Annotated in this window: 17 protein-coding genes and 1 pseudogene; 3 read left to right on the top strand and 15 right to left on the bottom strand. The window is 61.9% G+C overall.

The window, feature by feature from the left end; genetic code table 11:
* Positions 1-159: 159 nt before the first annotated feature.
* From BKP54_RS04745 to BKP54_RS04735, 3 genes and pseudogenes are all read right to left on the bottom strand, one after another.
* Positions 160-1,451: pseudogene (locus BKP54_RS04745) on the bottom strand (DNA polymerase IV).
* Between the two features lie 162 nt (positions 1,452-1,613).
* Entirely contained in the window at positions 1,614-2,255 is a 642-nt protein-coding gene (locus tag BKP54_RS04740) for a hypothetical protein (protein ID WP_081788849.1), read from the bottom strand.
* Positions 2,256-2,257: 2 nt separating this feature from the next.
* Positions 2,258-2,530: a DUF3572 domain-containing protein gene (locus BKP54_RS04735; protein WP_025426609.1), complete on the bottom strand. Its 273-nt coding sequence runs from the start codon at positions 2,528-2,530 to the stop codon at positions 2,258-2,260.
* A gap of 156 nt (positions 2,531-2,686) precedes the next feature.
* On the opposite strand from BKP54_RS04735, the gene BKP54_RS04730 reads away from it, so the two are divergent.
* Both BKP54_RS04730 and BKP54_RS04725 read left to right on the top strand, forming a co-directional pair.
* On the top strand, positions 2,687-3,058 hold the full coding sequence (locus BKP54_RS04730; RefSeq protein ID WP_025426610.1) for a response regulator: 372 nt from the start codon (positions 2,687-2,689) through the stop codon (positions 3,056-3,058).
* 17 nt (positions 3,059-3,075) lie between these two features.
* On the top strand, positions 3,076-4,443 hold the full coding sequence (locus BKP54_RS04725) for a PleD family two-component system response regulator (protein WP_025426611.1): 1,368 nt from the start codon (positions 3,076-3,078) through the stop codon (positions 4,441-4,443).
* Between the two features lie 543 nt (positions 4,444-4,986).
* Here BKP54_RS04725 and rpmG read toward each other — a convergent pair.
* The 11 genes from rpmG to BKP54_RS04675 all read right to left on the bottom strand — a co-directional run bounded on the left by rpmG (position 4,987) and on the right by BKP54_RS04675 (position 17,077).
* Entirely contained in the window at positions 4,987-5,154 is a 168-nt protein-coding gene (gene rpmG / locus BKP54_RS04720; protein WP_007626161.1) for a 50S ribosomal protein L33, read from the bottom strand.
* 93 nt (positions 5,155-5,247) lie between these two features.
* Positions 5,248-6,432 (bottom strand): MFS transporter, encoded by a 1,185-nt coding sequence (locus BKP54_RS04715; RefSeq protein WP_025426612.1) that lies wholly within the window; start codon positions 6,430-6,432, stop codon positions 5,248-5,250.
* Between the two features lie 13 nt (positions 6,433-6,445).
* Complete coding sequence (locus BKP54_RS04710; protein WP_038576881.1) at positions 6,446-7,069, bottom strand: NUDIX domain-containing protein; 624 nt, start codon at positions 7,067-7,069, stop codon at positions 6,446-6,448.
* 77 nt (positions 7,070-7,146) lie between these two features.
* A complete protein-coding gene (locus tag BKP54_RS04705) occupies positions 7,147-7,608 on the bottom strand; it encodes a DUF983 domain-containing protein (protein WP_107027590.1) in 462 nt (153 codons plus the stop codon).
* A 141-nt stretch (positions 7,609-7,749) separates the two neighbouring features.
* On the bottom strand, positions 7,750-10,119 hold the full coding sequence (gene rnr, locus BKP54_RS04700; protein WP_025426615.1) for a ribonuclease R: 2,370 nt from the start codon (positions 10,117-10,119) through the stop codon (positions 7,750-7,752).
* Between the two features lie 2 nt (positions 10,120-10,121).
* Positions 10,122-10,364, bottom strand: a complete 243-nt coding sequence (locus BKP54_RS36385) for a topoisomerase C-terminal repeat-containing protein (RefSeq protein WP_245317806.1) — start codon at positions 10,362-10,364, stop codon at positions 10,122-10,124.
* Entirely contained in the window at positions 10,313-12,790 is a 2,478-nt protein-coding gene (topA, locus tag BKP54_RS04695; protein ID WP_245317805.1) for a type I DNA topoisomerase, read from the bottom strand. The genes BKP54_RS36385 and topA overlap by 52 nt, the downstream gene beginning before the upstream one ends.
* Positions 12,791-13,056: 266 nt before the next feature.
* Entirely contained in the window at positions 13,057-14,208 is a 1,152-nt protein-coding gene (gene dprA, locus BKP54_RS04690) for a DNA-processing protein DprA (protein WP_057226514.1), read from the bottom strand.
* Positions 14,208-14,819 (bottom strand): glycerol-3-phosphate 1-O-acyltransferase PlsY, encoded by a 612-nt coding sequence (plsY, locus tag BKP54_RS04685; RefSeq protein WP_025426617.1) that lies wholly within the window; start codon positions 14,817-14,819, stop codon positions 14,208-14,210. The genes dprA and plsY overlap by 1 nt, the downstream gene beginning before the upstream one ends.
* Before the next feature lie 27 nt (positions 14,820-14,846).
* The gene (locus tag BKP54_RS04680; protein WP_025426618.1) at positions 14,847-16,139 is read right to left on the bottom strand and encodes a dihydroorotase; all 1,293 of its coding nucleotides are present in this window, start codon (positions 16,137-16,139) and stop codon (positions 14,847-14,849) included.
* A complete protein-coding gene (locus BKP54_RS04675) occupies positions 16,136-17,077 on the bottom strand; it encodes an aspartate carbamoyltransferase catalytic subunit (protein ID WP_025426619.1) in 942 nt (313 codons plus the stop codon). The genes BKP54_RS04680 and BKP54_RS04675 overlap by 4 nt, the downstream gene beginning before the upstream one ends.
* 157 nt (positions 17,078-17,234) lie before the next feature.
* On the opposite strand from BKP54_RS04675, the gene BKP54_RS04670 reads away from it, so the two are divergent.
* Positions 17,235-18,887, top strand: coding sequence for an acyl-CoA dehydrogenase family protein (locus BKP54_RS04670; protein WP_025426620.1), 1,653 nt, complete (start codon positions 17,235-17,237; stop codon positions 18,885-18,887).
* Here BKP54_RS04670 and BKP54_RS04665 read toward each other — a convergent pair.
* Positions 18,869-19,804 (bottom strand): AEC family transporter, encoded by a 936-nt coding sequence (locus BKP54_RS04665; RefSeq protein WP_025426621.1) that lies wholly within the window; start codon positions 19,802-19,804, stop codon positions 18,869-18,871. The genes BKP54_RS04670 and BKP54_RS04665 overlap by 19 nt on opposite strands.
* Positions 19,805-19,902 lie beyond the last annotated feature (98 nt).

The raw sequence follows: 19,902 nt of genomic DNA, 5'->3' as shown, positions 1-19,902 counted from the left end.
AAACTGGCCGACAAGCTTACGCTGAAATCTTTAAAGAATTTGTCCCGATCGACCTACAGCGCCGCGCGTCTTATTAGACGCGCAAAGGTCGCTGTAGCACTTTGAATTGCTGCATGTTTTTATCCTTGCAGGATACGTCAAGCCGCCGCCGATAACGCACTAGTGATCGCGCTTGCGGCTGCCAAAGGTGTAGCCGGTTTCGACGCTGGCCTTGCCGAACTTGTCGCGCAGCTTGTTGATGGCGTCCTCGGCGGCGGCACGACGGGTTGCGGCTGGATCGACCAGATCGGGGGGATCTGCGAGATCGGGGCTGGAAAGATCGCTGACTCCGATGCCGATCAGCCGGTACTTCGTGCCGTCAACTTCCTTCTCCAGAAGCTGCAGCCCGGTGCGGAAGATACGGTCTGCGAGCCGCGTCGGACTGTCGAGGCGGCGGTTGCGAGTCCTGGTCTTGAAGTCGCAGTCTTCAGCTTCAAAACGACGGTCTGGCCGGCGAGTTCGGATTTACGCAGGCGGTGGGCGACCTGTTCGCTCAGCCGACGCAGATGCGTGACGAGATCGTCGTAGCGGGCGAGATCGTCGTTGAATGTCGTCTCTGACGATACGCTTTTCGCCTCGCCGTCGATCTCGACCGTTCTTTCGTCGAGGCCGCGCGACAGGCGGTAGAGCCTCTGGCCCATGGTGCCGTAGCGGCGCATGAGGTCGGCTTCCTCCATCGTCTGAAGCTGACCGATCGTGCGAATGCCATCGCGCTCCAGCGTGGCGGCGAACGCCTTGCCGACGCCCCAGATCAAGGTCACCGGCCTTTCTCTCAGGAATTCGAGCGCCTCGGCCTGGCCGATTACCGAGAAGCCGCGAGGCTTCTGCAGATCGGAGGCAACCTTGGCGAGGAACTTGCAGTAGGAAAGGCCGACGGAGACGGTAATGCCGATCTCCTGTTCGACACGGCGGGCAAAGCGGGCGAGGGTGCGCGCGGGGGGATCGTGGTGCAGCCGTTGGGTGCCGCTGAGCTCCAGGAAGGCCTCATCGATGGAGAGCGGCTGCACCAGCGGTGTCAGCTCCTGCATCAACGTGCGGACCTCGCGGCCGACGCGAACGTATTTTTCCATGTCGGGCTTGATCACGACCGCCTGCGGGCAGGCCTCAAGCGCCTTAAACATCGGCATTGCCGAGCGCACGCCGTGAATGCGGGCGATGTAACAAGCCGTCGAGACGACGCCGCGCTTGCCGCCGCCGATAATCACTGGCTTGTCGGCAAGCTCCGGATTGTCCCGCTTCTCGACGGAGGCGTAAAACGCATCACAGTCGATATGGGCTAGAGTCAGGTCGTAGAGCTCGGCATGACGCAACAGACGGGGGCTGCCGCAGGCAAGGCAGCGTCGCGCCGTCGCGGTCTGTTCCCTGAGGCAGTCACGGCAGAAGCCTGGAGTTTGAGAACCACTGTCGAGCATATCTGGAACAAATGTTGAACATTGGGACTTTACGCTCTACGCTAACGAGTCTCAAGGGAGGCCGCGTTGGAAATTGCCTTGCATGTCAGGTTGCCGACGCCAAGCCGCTGGTCGGATTTTGCGCGTCGTCTTGCAGGTCTCGATCTGCTGGTCCGGGTGCCGCTATCGCTGGAAATGCGCGCGAATGGCATTCGCAGCGTCGACCCAGTCGCTAGCAATGTGAACGCAGTCCGCCGGTTGAGGCGCGAGCGCCCGAAACTCGGCGTTCGCCATCAGATTGATCAGCAGGCAGGATGGCGCGTGCTCCTGCACCGATTGCAGGTTGCGCGCGATATCGTCGATGAAAACAACGGGAAGCGCCCGTCCGGCATGCAGGCGCTGAACGATCGGCCCTTTGGGTTCCTCGGATGCGAGCAGTGGATAGGGAAGATCGAGCCGGTCGAGCAGAGCACGACGCGCGGCCGCATGGCGCGGTGGCATGGCCGTCAGGAAGACGATGTCAGCCTGCTTGGACAATTCACGGAGAGTCTCGACAACGCCGGCAGTCGGCGTCTGCCAGCGATCCTGCGTGGCGTAGAAGGCATCGAGCATGTCCTTGACGTCAGCCTCGCTCGCTGCCCGCTCCGTTGCGCGATGGATGATGTTGCCGGTCAGCCGGAAGGAGCGCGGCAAGAGGACGTGGTCGCGGCTTTCGAGAAAGGACCGGAATGGATCCAGGAATTCGAGCACGACTTCATCGATGTCGCTGATAACAAGCGGGCGGTTGCTAAGGCGGATTTCATCTTCGAAGACGGTGTTGCTCAAGCTCAGCTGTCCTGCAGATCGGCGGCGCCGGAAAGCTTCTCATGCGCACGCACGACATCCTGCGGGGCTGTCCCTGTTGCATCGCAGAAAGCGATCAACGTTGGTTCGTGGTCCATAAGAAAGGCGATGAGCCCACCCATGCAGCCCGGCTCGCCGATCGCGTTGCGCAGGGAGGACGGGTCCGTGCCGGTCAGCGCCAGAAATCGGGACAGCAGGTCCGGCTCGCCGGCAAGCCAGGAGAGAATGTCGATGGCGATTTCGTCGGCGCTCTTCAATGTCTTGGCCTCCTACTGTTTTTACGCCCGGAATTACCTATTTTTCAACCAAATAGGTTTATCGGTGAACTTGAGGAAATGGGTCGAGTCGTTGGTTCTGCAACTTAGATGTCTTGAGAAGACTTGCAAGAAGACGACGGACAGCAAGGGATCGACATGCCCAAACAGGTAATGATTGTTGAGGATAACGAGCTGAACATGAAGCTCTTCCGAGACCTGATTGAGGCTTCCGGCTACGCGACGATCCAGACGCGCAACGGTATGGAGGCGCTCGAGCTGGCGCGGAAGTATCGCCCCGATCTGATTTTGATGGACATTCAGCTGCCGGAGGTCTCCGGGCTCGAAGTCACGAAGTGGTTGAAGGAAGACGATGAGTTGCACGTCATCCCGGTGATCGCCGTGACTGCCTTCGCCATGAAGGGCGACGAGGAACGTATCCGTCAGGGCGGATGCGAAGCCTATGTTTCAAAACCGATTTCTGTGCCAAAGTTTATTGAGACGATCAAGACCTACCTTGGCGATGCCTAACTGGCGGGAAAATTGATATGACTGCGCGCATTCTTGTTGTCGATGACGTGCCTGCCAACGTTAAGCTTCTCGAAGCGCGTCTGCTCGCTGAGTATTTCGATGTGCTGACGGCGGGTGATGGCCATACGGCGCTGACGCTCTGCGAGACGACACCGGTCGACCTGGTGCTTCTCGACATCATGATGCCCGGCATCGACGGCTTCGAGGTCTGCGAACGTCTGAAGGCCAATGCACGCACAGCACATATTCCCGTCGTCATGGTGACGGCACTCGACCAGCCGTCCGATCGGGTTCGCGGGTTAAAGGCCGGCGCCGACGATTTCTTGACGAAGCCGGTCAACGATCTTCAGTTGATGTCGCGGGTGAAGAGCCTCGTCCGCCTGAAGAACGTCAGCGACGAATTGCGGCTGCGGGCCCAGACGGCGCAGACTATCGGCCTGCAGGAACTGGCCCGTCAGGACCGTCCGGACGAGCCGGGCAATATCCTCCTGGTCGATGGCCGCGGCTCCTCTCAGGAGCGGCTGCAGCGCACGCTCAAGCCGATTGCCGATGTCTCTGTTATCTCCGACCCGCAGGCGGCGCTGTTCGAGGCGGCCGAGAACAATTTCGACCTCGTCATCGTCAACGCCAACTTCGACGATTACGATCCCTTGCGATTGTGCTCGCAGTTGCGATCGCTGGAGCGCACACGTTTCATTCCGATCCTGCTGATCACGGAGCAGGGCAATGACGAGATGATCGTGCGTGCGCTCGATCTCGGTATTACCGACTACATCATCCGGCCGGTTGATCCCAATGAGCTTGTTGCCCGCTCGTTGACCCAGATCAGGCGCAAGCATTGCAACGACATGCTGAGAAAGAGCGTGCAGCAGACGATCGAGCTGGCGGTCACCGATGGCCTGACAGGGCTGCACAACCGCCGCTATCTCGACAATCATCTGAAGCTGCTGCTCGATCGTGCGGGAGCACGCGGTCGCCCGTTGTCGATCTGCATGACCGACATCGATCGGTTCAAGCAGGTCAACGACACCTATGGTCACGATGTTGGTGATGAGGTGTTGCGCGAATTTGCCAACCGCATCCGCTCCACCGTCCGCGGCGCCGATCTGGCCTGCCGCTTTGGCGGCGAAGAGTTCGTCGTGGTCATGCCCGACACACCGCCGGAGATGGCGGCCGCCGTTGCCGAGCGGTTGCGGCATATCATCGAGAGTCAGCCATTCTCGATACCGCATGCGGACGGCGCGCTGGTCATCACCGCGTCCATGGGCATTGCCGGCCTGAAACTGGAAGGCGACACGACAGAAGCTTTGCTGAAGCGCGCAGATATGGCGCTCTACCAGGCGAAGAACGAGGGTCGCAACAGAGTGGTGGCGGCTGCAGCCTGACGGAAAGAACCGAGCCTGTCACCACCTGCTGGTGGCTTGATGAAATTCCGGATCCCTCTTGCGATATGCCTTTAAAGTTGTATTCTCCGCCGCAACGATGCTACCGAGGGGTTTGGTAGCGGCGGCGCGCAAGCATTTACATGTGCCGATGTGATACGGAATTAACCATGCGCCGAGCGACACCGCTTCGCGCATTAAGAATTCATTGATTTTTTTCTATTTTCAGGTGATGCTGATAAATGCGGGGGCATAGCTTCCATCAGCTTCGGTTACCCCATGATGCTCAGGTCCGCCGCATCTCCTGGGTCGTGGGGTCGGTCGGTTGGCTTTTGACACCTGCGGAATCCTCGTGCCGCGGTCAGTAGCCAGCCGACCCCCATTCAAAGCGCTGTTCCGGAAGGGACAGCGCTTTTTGATTCTTGCCTGTGCGCACACGCAGGCGGGACGGCCTCCGAACAGTCGGCGGCCGCTTCTTGGCGCACCAACGGAAAGGGGCGCCAAACCTTGCGGTTGGCGCCCCTTGATCCCACGAAACGTCAGATCTTACTTGATCTTGGTTTCCTTGAACTCGACGTGCTTTCTGGCGACCGGATCATACTTGGTCTTGGTCATCTTGTCCGTCATCGTACGGCTGTTCTTGGTCGTGACGTAGAAGAAACCCGTGTCGGCTGTCGACAGCAACTTGATCTTGATGGTGGTGGCTTTTGCCATGGTCGTCCTGCCTTTATGAAATTGAAAGCCGTGGACAACCGGTTGCGGGCCACGGGCAAGGTTGGCGCGAAACTACAAATCGCGGCCGAAAAGTCAAGACCGTTTTGGATTCAAAACGATCCTTACAACCGAAAGCGCGACGTAAAGGCCGAAAAACCCGGCAATCGCCCAGGCAAAACCGTTGTTGCCAGCCACATCCATCGATGCGCCGATCACCTGCGGCCCGGCCACCGTGCCGACCGCATAGGAGAAAACGAACGCCGCATTGGCCGCGGCAAGGTCGGAGCCCTGCAGGCGCGAGCCGAGATGGCTGAGGCCGACCGTGTAGAGACCAGAGACGCAGCCCCCCCAGAACAACAGAATGATCGCCATCAGGAACCAGCTTTCCACCAGCATCGGCAGACAGAGGGCGCCAATGAGGCCGATAACGGTCATGGCCGTCAGCAATGTGCGCTTATCCTTGATCTGGTCTGACAGCATGCCGAGCGGAATCTGGAAGATGAAATTGCCGATGCCCATCACGGTCAGCAGCAGCGCCGCCTGTGATTCGGTGAACCCCGATCGTGTCCCGTAGACCGTAAAGAGCGACAACCCGCCCGATTCGACCGCGCCGAAGATGAAGACGGCGGCGGTCGCGGTCGGCACCAGGAAGATGTAGCGCATGAAATGGCGGTCGGGCTTTTCGTCGATGACAGGGCTCTCGTCCCGCGCGAGGAAGATTGGCACGGCCGCGAGCAGAATGACACCGGCGCCGACCACGAAGGGCAAGACACCCTCGCTGCCGAGGATCGAGAAGAGCAGCGGCCCGCTCAGGAAGCCGAGGGATAGAACCGTGCCGTAGATGCCGAGGACGAAGCCCCGTTTCGCTGGCGGGGCGGTGGCGTTGATCCAGAATTCGGAGAGGATGAAGAGTACGGTAATGGCGCCATGGAAGACGACCCGCAGCGGAAACCAGAGCCAGAAGTTGGTAATGTAGTAAAAGCCGAAGGCGCTGATTGCGGCGAGCAGGACGGCCCAGAGCATCGTCGGCGCAACACCGTGGCGATGGGCGAATTTGGTCGTGAAGGAAGCCGCGACCATGGAGGCCACGCCGGCCATCGCCGAATTGAGACCAATCAGCGTCGACGAGATGCCGCGGTTCTCCATGATGCTCGAAAGCAGCGGTAGGCCGAGGCCGATGGCGATGCCGACGGCGCTGATGGCGGAGACCGCCGCGATCAGCGACGGCCAGTGAATTTCCTCAACCGGTGCTGGGCACCCGGGCGTCGGCTGTGACATGCGACGGTGGTCCTTAGAGAAGCGTGCGGATGAGCCGCCCACGGCGCGCGAAATAGAAGGGCACGGAGCGCTCATAGGGTAGCGTCGGGTCCGTGTTAAGGCCGCTTCTCAAATCCGAAAGGATGATTGCGGTTATCTCCGGTATCCGGAGCGAGGGGAGGTCGTTGACATCGATCCACTGCAAATCCTGGAGCTCCCGGCTTTCCAGAACCCGTGATGTATCGACTTCGGCTTCGTCCGCGAAGATCGCGAAGAAGCGTGTATCGAACCGCCTCGAGTGTCCCGGAGGAGTAATGGCCCGAGCCATATAGCGCAAGTTTGCGAGATCTGGAAGAAAGGGCAGTGGCGCTTCCGCCTTTGCATGCGGCGTGCCCAAGGGAACACCGGCTTCCTCGTAGAGTTCTCGGAGCGCCGCCAGCGCCAGTGCTCTTGCACGAGAGTCGCTTACGGGTGCCCCCCGGACGCTTTTCAGCGCCTGCAGGACGGCGGGGTTGAGATCACTGGAGAACGCGAGGCGATGGTCGGTCGGGTCTCGGCGCCCGCCGGGAAAGACATAGAGATCGGGCATGAAGACATGCGCACTGCTGCGCCGGCCCATCAGCACGCGTACGCCGTCGCCGGAGCGGTCGAGCAGCATGATCGACGCTGCGTCACGCGGCCTTGCGCGCCGCTCAGGCGTGTCGGGGGCCAAGGTGACGCTTTCGCGTCCTGACGTCATGCGGAGGGATCTCGCACAGGCAGGACGTCCTCGGGCGTGTCCTCCTGTCCACCGAAGCCGTGCATCCTCAGCGCCCATTGCAGGCCGATGACAGCGCCCTTGATCGGCTGCAGCAGCGCAAGCGAACTGATCAGCGTAATCGGCGTCCAGATGGCAAGGTGCTGCCACGTCGTCAGCGGCAGGATCAAGTCGGTCATCATGTAGCCGCCAAGCACCAGATGGCCGACGATGGTGACGACGATATAGGGTGGAAAGTCGTCGGCGCGCTGGTGGTCCATACGCTCGCCGCAGGCCGCGCAGGCATCGACGGCTTTGACATAGCTGCGGAAGAGCTTGCCGCTGCCACAGGCCGGGCACGTGCCGAAAAAGCCGCGACGCATGGATCGACCGACGGGACGTTCATCGGCTGCATGACCACCGAGGTGAAGCGTTTCCTTGTCCGTTGCCATCATCTGCATTCTCTCCTTGTCGAAGCCGCCGGCCACATGTCGTGGCCTAAAGCGCATCGCGATCTTTCAGATCCGCTTGCTGCGCTTTAAGCTCTTGTTTTTGCGCATGCCGTCATCGCAAAAGCGATGAACACTTTTGCGCGACATGCTCTAGCGCTTTCCGCGCGGCGGTCGTGTACCCGGCGTCTTGCGCGGGCTCGAGCGATCACGACGCCCCGATTTGTGGAAGGAGCGCGTGGCGGTCGGCATTTTCCGTCCTTCGCTGATCATCTCGAAGCGAAGCGCGCCGGCAAGCGGTACGGCTTCGACCAATTTGACCTGCACCTGATCGCCGAGACGAAAGCCGAGACCGGTCTTTTCGCCGGAAAGGGCCTGATGCGCTTCATCATAGATGAAGTAGTCTCGTCCGAGCGTAGATATAGGTACGAACCCGTTGGCGCCATAGGCCGGCAGGGTGACAAAAAGTCCCGCCTTGGTGACGCCGGCAACACGGCCTTCGAATTCCTCGCCGATGCGGCCGTTCAGATGATGGGCGATCAGCCGGTCGACAGTATCGCGCTCGGCGGCCATGGCCCGGCGCTCGAAGGTCGAGATCTCAGCGGCGATATCGTCGAGCACCGCCTCTTCCTGCGGCGTGAGACCGCCTTCGCCAAGACCGAGCGAGGCGACCAGCGCTCGGTGCACGATCAGATCGGCGTAGCGCCGGATCGGCGAAGTGAAATGCGCATATTTCAACAGGTTGAGGCCGAAATGGCCGATGTTCTCAGGGCTGTAGATCGCCTGGCTCTGGGAGCGCAGCACCATCTCGTTGACCATGGTTTCGAACGGCTTGCCTTCGGCCTTGGACAGGATGCCGTTGAAGTGGTTCGAGCGCATGTTGCCGCCCTTGACCAGCGCGATGTCGAGCGTGGCCAGGAACTCGCGCAGGCTCTCCTGCTTGGCCAGCGACGGCTGGTCGTGCACCCGGTAGATCAGCACCTGGCGCTTCTGCTCGAGCGTCTCGGCGGCGGCGACGTTCGCCTGGATCATCATTTCTTCGATCAGCTTGTGCGCGTCGAGGCGGTCCGGCACGAAGACGCGATCGACGGTGCCGTCGGGCTTCAAGATGATCTTGCGCTCGGGCATGTTCAACTCGAGCGGCTGGCGGCGGTCACGACCGCGCGTGAGCGTGCGATAGGCCTCCCACAGCGGCTTCAGGATCGTGTCGAGGATCGGGCCGGTCTTGTCGTCGGGATTGCCGTCAATGGCGGCCTGGGCCTGCTGGTAGGAAAGCTTGGCCGCGCTCTTCATCATGATGCGATGGAAGGTGTGGCCCGCCTTGCGGCCCTCCTTGGAAAAGCGCATGCGCACGGCGAGCGCCGGCCGGTCGACGCCTTCCTTGAGCGAGCAGAGGTCGTTGGAGATCCGCTCCGGCAGCATCGGAACGACTCGGTCCGGGAAATAGACCGAGTTGCCGCGCTTCAACGCTTCGAGGTCAAGTGCCGATTTCGGCCGGACGTACCAGGAGACGTCGGCAATCGCGACGGTGACGATGACGCCGCCCGGATTGTCCTCCGACGGGTCCGGCTCCGCGTGAACAGCATCGTCGTGGTCCTTCGCATCGGCCGGGTCGATGGTGATCAGCGGCAGCGAGCGCCAGTCTTCCCGATGCGCCATGGTGGCCGGGCCGGCGTCTTCCGCTTCGTTCAGAGCGCGTTCCGGAAAGACGTGCGGGATGCCGTGGGCATAGATGGCGATCATCGAGATCGCCTTTTCCGAAGCGACCGAACCGACGACGTTTTGAACCTGAGCGCGCGGCAGGCCGTAGCGGCCAAGGCGCGTCAGTTGGACTTCGATGAGATCGCCGTCCTTGGCGTCGCCGACGAAGTCCGGATCAACAAGGATTTCCTCGCCGCGCTTTTCGATCGGCATCAGGCGCCCGCCGCCACCCGGCGTGGCGCGGAAGACGCCGAGGACGGCGTCCCGGCGCTTGTCGAGCACCTTGATGATGCGTGCGGTATAGGCTGGGCCGCCACGGTCCTTGGCCGGGAAGATCTTTGCAAGCACGCGGTCGCCGAGGCCGCCGACCGGCGTCTTGCCCTTGTCCTTGCCGACAGTCGACTGCTTGATCAGCACTGCCGGTGCGACGCCATCGTCATCCAGCCATTCGGCCGGGCGGCCGATCAGTTCGCCGTCAACGTCGCGCATGGTGATATCGAGCACGGTAACCGGGGGAAGGGCGCCCGGACGCACGAGCGACTTGCGCTTCTTCTCGACCAGCCCGTCTGCTTCCAACGAACGCAGCAGCGCCTTGAGTTCGACGCGCGTGTCGCCCTTGAGACCGAATGCTTTGGCAATTTCTCGCTTGGAGGCGCGTTCCGGATTCTCGGCGATGAAGCGCATCAGCACATCGCGCGGGGGAACCGCACCGTGGATGATCGAGGTTTTCTCCGACGCCGGCGCGGCCTTTGCCGCGCGGCCCTCTTTCCTGCCGGAGCCTTTTCCGGATCTTTCGGTCGGGTCGCGCGGTATTCTGGTCAAGGTCAGTCCTTCTTGGCCTTCGCGGCCGTCTTTGGTTTTGCCTTGGCAGGCGCCTTGGCCTTGGTCGTCTTCTTGGTGGCGCCGTCTGTCGCAGCCTTGGAAGACTTCGTCGTCTTTGCCTTCGTCGCCTTGCCCTTGCCGGTGCCGCTCTTGGCTGCACGCTCGGCAATGAGGGCGAGCGCCTCTTCGACCGTTACCGATTGCGGATCCTTGCCTTGCGGCAAGTCGCGTTGATCTTGCCCCAGTTGACATAGGGCCCGTAGCGGCCGTCGCGGACGGTGATTGCGCCGCCTTCCGTATGGTCGCCCAGTTCCTTCAGCGCGACCGCGGCGCCACGGCCACGACCGGCACCGGCCTTGGATTGCTTGTCGGCAATCACGGAAACGGCGCGGTTCAGACCGATCGAGAAGACGTCTTCGATCGATTCGAGGTTCGCATAGGTGCCGTCATGCAGCACGAAGGGTCCGTAGCGGCCAAGACCCGACGAGATCATCTTGCCGGTTTCGGGGTGCGCGCCGATATCGCGCGGCAGCGAGAGCAGGGCGACGGCCTTCTCATGGTCGATGAAGGATGGCGTCCAGCCCTTGGGCAGGCTCGAACGCTTGGCTTCCTTGCCGTCGCCGCGCTGGACATAGGGACCGAAACGGCCGCTGCGCAGCGTGATTTCCTCGCCGGTGTGCGGATCCTTGCCGAGCGCCTGCGGCTCGTTCGAGACCGAAGCCTCGGCATCGCTGTTGCCGTCGGACGAAAGCTGGCGGGTGAAGTTGCACTCGGGGTAGTTCGAGCAGCCGACGAAGGCGCCGTACTTGCCGAGTTTCAGCGACAGCTTGCCGGTGCCGCAAACCTGGCAGATGCGCGGATCGCTGCCGTCTTCGCGCTTGGGGAACACCAGCGGTGCCAGTTCCTCGTTCAGCGCGTCGAGCACGTTGGTTACGCGCAGTTCCTTGGTTTCCTCGATCTGCGCGAAGAAATCCTTCCAGAAGTCGCGAAGAACGTCCTTCCAGTTGACCTCGCCAGCCGAGACCTGGTCGAGCTTTTCTTCGAGCGACGCCGTGAAGTCGTACCCGACGTAGCGCGTGAAGAAGCTTTCGAGAAACGCCGTGACGAGCCGTCCCTTGGCCTGGGGCACGAGCTTGCGCTTGTCGTTGGTGATGTAGTCGCGGTCGAGCAGCGTCGTTACCGTCGCGGCATAGGTCGATGGACGGCCGATGCCGAGCTCTTCCATCTTCTTGATCAGCGTTGCTTCCGAGTAGCGCGGCGGCGGCTCGGTGAAATGCTGCGAAGCATTGATCTTCTGCTTTGCCAGGCTTTCGCGCGCGTTGATCTCCGGCAGGCGACCATCTTCGTCGCCGTCATCGGTCTGCTCGCCGTCTTCCTTGGCGTCCGTATAGGCGGCGATGAAGCCGTCGAAACGAATGACCGAACCGGTGGCGCGCAGGCCAGCCTTGTTGCCACCGTTATCGGCGGTAATCTCGGCGGTCGTACGTTCGATCTCGGCAGACGCCATCTGGCTGGCGATGCCGCGCTTCCAGACAAGATCGTAAAGCTTCAGCATATCGCCGTCGAGGAAGCGGCGGACCTGGTCGGGCGTCCGGTTGAAGTCGGTCGGGCGAATGGCCTCGTGCGCTTCCTGGGCGTTTTTCGCCTTGGTAGAGTAGAGGCGTGGCTTTTCCGGCAGGTAGCGGTTGCCGAACTGGCTGCCGATCGCCTCACGTGCGGCCTCGATCGATTCGGGCGCCATCTGCACACCGTCGGTACGCATGTAGGTGATCAGACCGACGGTTTCGCCGCCGATATCAACACCTTCATAGAGCTTCTGCGCAACCTGCATGGTGCGGGAGGCGGAGAAGCCGAGCTTCGATGACGCAGCCTGCTGTAGCGTCGAAGTGGTGAATGGCGGCGAGGGGTTCCGCTTGACCGGCTTTGCCTCGATGCTGTCGACGACATAGGTTGCGCCATCGAGCAGGGTCTTTAGCCGGTTGGCTTCCTCGCCGTTGCCGACCGCACGTGGAGCCAGTCGCTTTCCGTCCGCCGAAACGAGCCGTGCCTCGAACTCGTCACCGCGCGGCGTCTTCAAGAGCGCCGACAGGTTCCAGTATTCTTCGGAGATGAACCGTTCGATTTCCGCTTCGCGATCGCAGACCAGCCGCAGCGTGACGGACTGAACGCGGCCGGCAGAGCGGGCGCCGGGGAGCTTACGCCAAAGTACCGGCGACAGGTTGAAGCCGACGAGATAGTCGAGTGCACGGCGCGCCAGATACGCATCAACAAGCGGAATATCGAGGTCACGCGGATGGGCGATCGCGTCAAGCACGGCCTTCTTGGTGATGGCGTTGAAGGCCACACGCTTGACCGGCTTGTCACCCAACACCTTTTTCTTCCTGAGAAGATCGAGCACATGCCAGGAGATCGCTTCGCCTTCGCGATCCGGGTCGGTCGCGAGGATGAGGCCGTCCGCTGCCTTCACGGCATCGGCAATATCCTTCATGCGTTTGGCCGACGCGGCGTCGACCTCCCAGGACATCTCAAAATCTTCGTCGGGACGAACCGAGCCGTCCTTGGCAGGCAGATCCCGCACATGGCCGAACGAGGCAAGAACCTTGTAGCCTGGGCCGAGGTACTTGTTGATCGTCTTTGCCTTCGAAGGCGATTCCACCACTACAACATTCATCGTCATTTTTCTGAGACAACCGGGTTTGGTCCTGCGTCAGCGCGGTTTGCACTGAGCATCGCCGAATATCGATGCCCCGAAATGGACAGGGATTCGAGCGGGGTCAAGGGGTTTCATTCAAAATAGCGACAGGGCTGCGTTATGCAGCCATTGCGAGAATAGATAATTATATCTCTTTCCGATTGAGTCGCTCGTGTTTTCTTCGTATCTGCGAATGTGCTTTTGTGTTGCCGGTTGCCGACTGGATCGTGCGCAAACAAGAAGTTTTATTGCTCCGCATTGAGCGACACCAGTCCGCCAGCATGGCGGCTGAGGCGTCCGGCAAGGTCAAGCTCGAGCAGCACGAGGTAGACTTCCGCTGCAGGCTGTCCAGTGTGGCGGATGACATCGTCGATTTCGGCCGGTGTCGGGCCGAGCGCGTCGATGATCGTTGCCCGGTCGCCGTCAGCGAGCGGCACCGGCTGTCTCGACGGGGCTGCATGGCCGGGCTCTTCGGCCCCTGCCGCCAAGGGCAGCCTGTATTGGCTGAGAGGCGCAAGGGCGTCGAGAACATCGTCCGACGTCGTCGTGACGATCGCGCCCTGTTTGAGCAGATCATTGGTTCCGTGGCAGCGTGGGTCGAGCGGCGAGCCGGGAACGGCAAATACCAGTCGGCCGAAATCGGCGGCGTAGCGGGCCGTGATCAGTGAGCCCGAGCGGTTGGCTGCCTCGACGATCGCCACGCCGAGACTGATGCCGGCGATCAGACGGTTGCGCCTCGGGAAATCGCGAGCCCGCGGCTCCCAGCCGAACGGCATTTCGCTCACGGCCAGGCCCTGGCCTGACATGATATCGTTGAGCAGCCCGACATTTTCCGGTGGATAGGGTCGGTCGATACCGCCCGCAAGCACCGCGATCGTTCCGCTTTCCAGGCTTGCTCGATGGGCGGCGGTGTCGATGCCGCGCGCCAGCCCTGACGTGATCACATAACCGGCACGACCGGCATCGCGCGCGATCATCGCTGCGAACTTGGCACCGCTGACCGAGGCGTTGCGCGAGCCGACGATGCCGAGAGACGATCGTGCCGCGGCGTCGAGGTTGCCTTTGACCGCCAGAAGCGGTGGAGCGCCATCGATCTGGCGAAGGGCGAAAGGATAATTTGGTTCGCCGATACCGACGAAGGTCGCGCCGAAGCGGTGCGCTATTTCGAGCTCCCGTTCCGCTTCGGCGATAGTGGCGACGCGGAACGTCCGCGCCCCGGCGCCGCGCCGCGATAGTTCGGGCAAGGCGTCAAGTGCGGCGTCAGCCGTGCCGAAGTGATTGATGAGATCGCGGAACGTTACGGGGCCGACATTATCGCTGCGGATCAGCCGCAGCCAGGAAATCTTCTGTCGTTCGGTCAGTGCAACTCCGGTTCGCTTTGCACTGACGTTCAACATTATCCCTTGTCTCCGATCCTGCTTTCGGTGCCCGCGATGAGCCGCTGGATATTGGCGCGATGTTTCACCCATGTAATCAGGGTCATGACCGCAAACAGCAGGGCGACTTTCTCGTGTCCTGTCAGGTAGAGTACAACCGGAATGACTGCAGTTGCAACCAGCGCCGATAGCGAAGAGTAACGGCTAATTTTCGCCATCGCCAGCCAGATCGCCGCAAAGACGAGAACCATCCAGGGCACGAGGCCCAGCAGCACGCCGATATAGGTAGCGACGCCCTTGCCGCCCTTGAAGCCGAGCCAGACCGGGTAGAGATGGCCGAGGAAGGCGGCAAGACCTGCGGCGATACCGGCTTCGACACCCCAAAGCGATGCGATAGCGGCTGCCGCCGTGCCTTTCAGGGCGTCAAGCAGCAGGGTTGCCGCGGCAAGCTTCTTGTTGCCGGTTCGCAGGACATTGGTGGCGCCGATATTGCCCGAGCCGATCTTGCGAACGTCACCGAGGCCGGCCATGCGGGTCAGGATCAGCCCGAAGGGGATCGAGCCGAGCAGATAGCCGAAGGCAAGGCTCAAGGCTGTCGAAGGCAGTCCAAGCTGCCAGGAAAAAAGATCCACCGATTCCTCCCGCGCGACTGCTGTCGCTTATGCCGAATGCACAAGCTTGCCGGCAACATAGGTTTGCACAACCCGTCCGGTAAAGCGCGCATTTTCGAATGGCGTGTTCTTCGATCGTGAAACGATCGCTTCCTTGTAGAGGACCCAAGGCTCTTCGAGATCGATGACGGTGATGTCGGCCTTGGCACCCGGCTTCAGCGAGCCGGCATCAAGCCCGAAGATCGCCGCCGGACGCGTCGACATCGCGTCGATGAGGCGCATCAGCGGAACCTGGCCGCTGTTATGCAGGCGAAGCGCTGCGGCTAGCATCGTCTCGAGCCCGATCGCGCCATTTTCCGCGTCGGAGAAGGGCAGGCGCTTGGTGTCGACATCCTGCGGATCATGCGAGGAAACGATGATGTCGATGGTGCCGTTGGCAAGAGCTTCCGCCATCGCGACGCGGTCGTCCTCGCGGCGCAGCGGCGGCGAGAGCTTGAAGAAGGTCCGGTATTCACCGATGTCGTTCTCGTTGAGCGTCAGATGGTTGATAGAGATGCCGCAGGTGACGTTGGCGCCGCGGTTGCGGGCGGTCAGAACGGCTTCGGCGGATTCGGGAACCGAGATGTTGGCGGCGTGGTAGGCGGCCTTGGTGAGGCCGGCGATACGCAGGTCGCGCTCGAGCGGGATGATTTCCGCCTCGCGCGGCACACCGGCAAGACCGAGCCAGCTGGCAAGCAGGCCCTCGTTCATCACGCCGTTGGCGCCGAGATACTTGTCGCGCGTTTCGAGCGCGATCACCGCGCCGAACTCGCGGGCATAGGTCATGGCGCGGCGCAGCATCAGCGTATCGTGAATCGCCTTGCGTCCGTTGGTGAAGCAGACCGCACCTGCCTCCCGCAGCAGACCGAACTCGGTCATCTCTTCGCCGGCGAGACCCTTGGTCATCGCGGCCGCCGGATAGACATTGACGAGCGCCTTGTCGCGGGCCGTCTTCTGCATGAATTCGACAAGCGCGATGTCGTCGATGACAGGATCCGTGTCCGGCATCGAAATGAAGGAGGTCACACCGCCGACGGCTGCTGCGCGCGAGGCCGATTCGATCGTTTCGCGGTGCTCGGCGCCCGGCTCGCCGACGAAGACGCGCGCGTCGACGAGGCCCGGAACGGCCGTTAGTCCGTCGCAATCCTTGACGAAGGCGCCAACAGGCGTTCCCTGATTGAGGGCATCCTTGCCTGCGGCCAGGATACGGCCATCATCACCGACGATGATCGTGCCGGTTTCGTCGAGGTTGCGGGACGGATCGACGATGCGAAGGTTCCTAAGAACGAGCGGTCTGGTCATACGCGCGGCCCCTGGTTCTGCGAAAGAAGAAGCGTTTCCATCACCGCCATGCGCACGGCGACACCCATTTCAACCTGCTGCTCGATTACGCTCTGCGGCCCATCGGCGATTTCGGACGCGATCTCGACGCCGCGGTTCATTGGGCCCGGGTGCATGACGAGCGCGTCGTCCTTGGCTGCCTTGAGCTTTTCGGCATCGAGGCCGTAGTAGTGGAAATATTCGCGCACCGAAGGCACGAAGGAGCCGGCCATGCGCTCGCGCTGCAGGCGCAGCATCATCACCACATCTGCATCCTTCAGTCCCTCGGCCATCGAGTGGTAGACCTCAACGCCCATGTCGGCGATCCCAGAGGGAAGCAGCGTTGCCGGTGCGACGACCCGCACCCTCGCGCCCATCTGGTTGAGCAGAAGGATGTTGGAGCGGGCGACACGCGAATGCAGCACGTCGCCGCAGATCGCCACGATGATGCGCGAGAGCTTGCCCTTGATGCGGCGGATCGTCAGTGCATCGAGCAGGGCCTGGGTCGGATGTTCGTGCTGGCCATCGCCGGCATTGACCACGGAGCAGGAAACCTTGTGGGCCAGAAGTGCGGCCGCACCCGCGGACGAATGGCGCACGACCAGCACGTCGGGGTGCATGGCGTTGAGCGTCATCGCCGTATCGATCAGCGTTTCGCCCTTTTTCACCGACGAGTTGCCGACCGACATGTTCATCACGTCGGCGCCGAGCCGTTTGCCCGCTAGCTCGAAGGAGGATTGCGTCCTGGTGGACGCTTCAAAGAAGAGATTGATCTGCGTCATCCCTCGAAGGGTGGACGTCTTCTTCTCTCTCTGACGGGAGATCTTGACGGCTTCATCGGCACGATCGAGCAGGTAGGTGATATCCTGCTCCGTAAGACCTTTGATGCCGAGCAGGTGGCGATGCGGGAAAGTGGTCATGGGCCGCCCTTGCGCTCTGGAATGTGGCTCGCTCTATAAGACGTGACCCCCGGCACGGCAAGCGTTGCGCGGGCCCTTCCGCAGAAAACTTGGGTGCGGCATCCTATCTTTCCCTGGCCCCGTTTCGTGGTCGGCAAAGTTGCGCTAGAACCGGCCCATGAATCAGATGAACCGGACCGAACAGAAACTCGCCGAGCTGAACCAGCCCAAGCCCTGGTCCGGCATCAATGCCTATCGTTCCGATCCGCTGGTCGTGGACATCACGTCGGGCATGCCGAAGGCCCTGCGCGACGAGTTCGGTACGCTCGGGCGCTACGTGACCTCGCCGGAGGCGCAGGAACTCGCGCGCATGGCGAACGAAGGCGTACCGAAGCTGAAGACGCATGGCCCACGCGGCGAGCGCCTCGATGTCGTCGAGTTCCATCCGGCCTGGCATGCGCTGATGCGACGCTCCATGACCTCGGGCCTGCACGCATCCGCCTGGGAGAACCTGCCTGACGAGCGCAATCAGTCGCACAAGACGCGGGCGATCCGTTTCTACCTGACGGCCCAGCTGGAATGCGGCCATCTTTGCCCGCTGACGATGACAAGTGCATCGCTTGCCGCGATCACCGCCTCGCCCGCCGTGCAGAAGGAATGGGCGCCGAAGATCCTGTCGCGCAAATACGATTCGTCCAACAAGCCGTGGATGCAGAAGTCTGCCGTTACCGTCGGCATGGGCATGACGGAAAAGCAGGGCGGCACCGATGTGCGCGCCAACACTTCGACCGCAGAGCGTGTCGGCGAGGGTATCTACCGCCTGAACGGCCACAAGTGGTTCATGTCGGCGCCGATGAGCGACGCCTTCGTCATGCTGGCGCAGACCCGCGACGGGCTCGGCTGCTTCCTTGTACCGAGGCTGCTTGAAGACGGGAGCGCCAACGGCCTGCGCTTCCAACGCCTGAAGGACAAGCTCGGCAACCGCTCCAACGCATCCTCCGAAGTCGAGTTTTCCGACACATTCGGTTTCGTGCTCGGCGCGCCCGATGCCGGTATCCGCACTATTCTCGACATGGTGACGCTGACGCGTCTCGATTGCGCGCTGGCGTCCGCCGGCATCATGCGGGCATCGCTCGCCGAGGCCGTCCACCACACGCGTGGCCGCAAGGTTTTCGGCAAGCCGCTCGTCGGCCAGCCGATGATGACCCGGGTCCTCGCCGATATGGCGCTCGACGTCGCCGCCGCCAGTGCCCTGTCGTTCCGCCTCGCCGATGCCTTCGACAAGGCGCACGGCAGTGCCGAAGAGGCGGCCTATGCGCGCATCATGACGCCGGTCGCAAAATACTGGTGCTGCAAGATCGCCCCGGCGCTGATCTATGAAGCGATGGAATGCCTCGGTGGCAACGGCTACGTCGAAGAGCGGGCGCTGGCGCGGCATTATCGCGAGGCGCCGGTCAACGCGATCTGGGAAGGCTCGGGCAACGTCATGGCGCTGGATGTGCTTCGCGTTCTGCTTAAGCGCAAGGATCTCTTCGAACAGCTGTTTGCCGTGCTGAGCCGCGATCTCGGGCCTGCCGGTCGCAAGACGATCGACGTGCTGCGTGCGGCGATGTCGCTCTGCGAGCGCGACGAAGGGGCCGCCCGCATGCTGGTCGAGCAACTGGCTCTGGCAGCGGCGGCTGCCGAACTCTATCGGCTCGGGGCCGGCCGCATCGCCGACGCCTTCCTCGAATCGCGCCTTGCCGCCGGCTGGCGGTCCACCTACGGCATGCTCGATTCGCGCTTCGATTCGGCCTACATCCTCGACCTGCTCTATCCGGCCGCCACATAGGCGGTCACCGACAGCACCAGCGGGATCGTGAAGAAGGAGACGACGGTCTGAACCGTCGCCACCGCCGCGTAGAGCTCTGCGTCGCCGCCCATCTGTTTGGCGAGCAGATAGCCGTTCATCGCGGTCGGAACGGCAGCGCCGAGCGCAATGACGCACAACGCATCGCCGCGGATGCCGAGCAGGAAGCTGGCACCCACCATGAACACCGGCATCATGATCAGCTTCAGGAAGACTGCCAACATCGCCGATCCACTCGGCTTCAGTGCGTCCGACACCCGCAATCCGGCACCGACCATAACGAGCCCGAGGCTGAGCGAGGCGCTTGCCAGCATGTCGATGGTCGTCATCACCGGCCCGTAGACAGTTATGCCCATCCGGTTGAACACGATGCCCAGCACCGATGCGACGATTAACGGATTGGTAGCGATCTTGGCAAAGAAACGCCGGAAATCCCGGTTGCCGCCCCCGAACCAAACCAGCACGCCGACGTTGTAGAGATTGATCGGGATGATCACGAGGGTCATCACCAGCGCCGTCAGCGTCAGCCCGATCGGTCCATAGAGTTTCTGTGCGATCGCCAGTGCCATGAAGCCGTTCCACCGCGTCGCCGTCTGGAAGACCGAGGTGAAGGAGGCGCCCGAAACCTCTCTGTTTCGAAACAGCGGCCAGAGGAAGAGGACAAAGATCGACATCAGGCTGACACTGCCGATCGTGGCGATCGCCGTGGCGTCCGCCTTCATGCCGGAAAAATCGGCCTGGGCCAGCGTGGAGAACAAGAGGGCGGGGAAGAGAATGTAATAGCCGAACTGTTCGAGGCCCAGCCAAAGGTTCTGATCGACCAGCGTCGTGCGTTTCAGCCATGCGCCGAGCAGCACCAGAAGGAAGATGGGAAGGATACTTTCAAAGACGATGATCATGACGGGGCCTGAGCGGGAGAGGAGCCCACCGTTACTGCATAATCCCTCGAGCCGGAATCAATTTAAGACGAAATCGCGCCGTGCGTTTCAAGCTTTGC

Source organism: Ensifer sp. 1H6 (genome assembly GCF_001976035.1).
Classification (GTDB): domain Bacteria; phylum Pseudomonadota; class Alphaproteobacteria; order Rhizobiales; family Rhizobiaceae; genus Ensifer; species Ensifer canadensis.
This window is presented reverse-complemented; position numbering and strand designations above follow the sequence as displayed.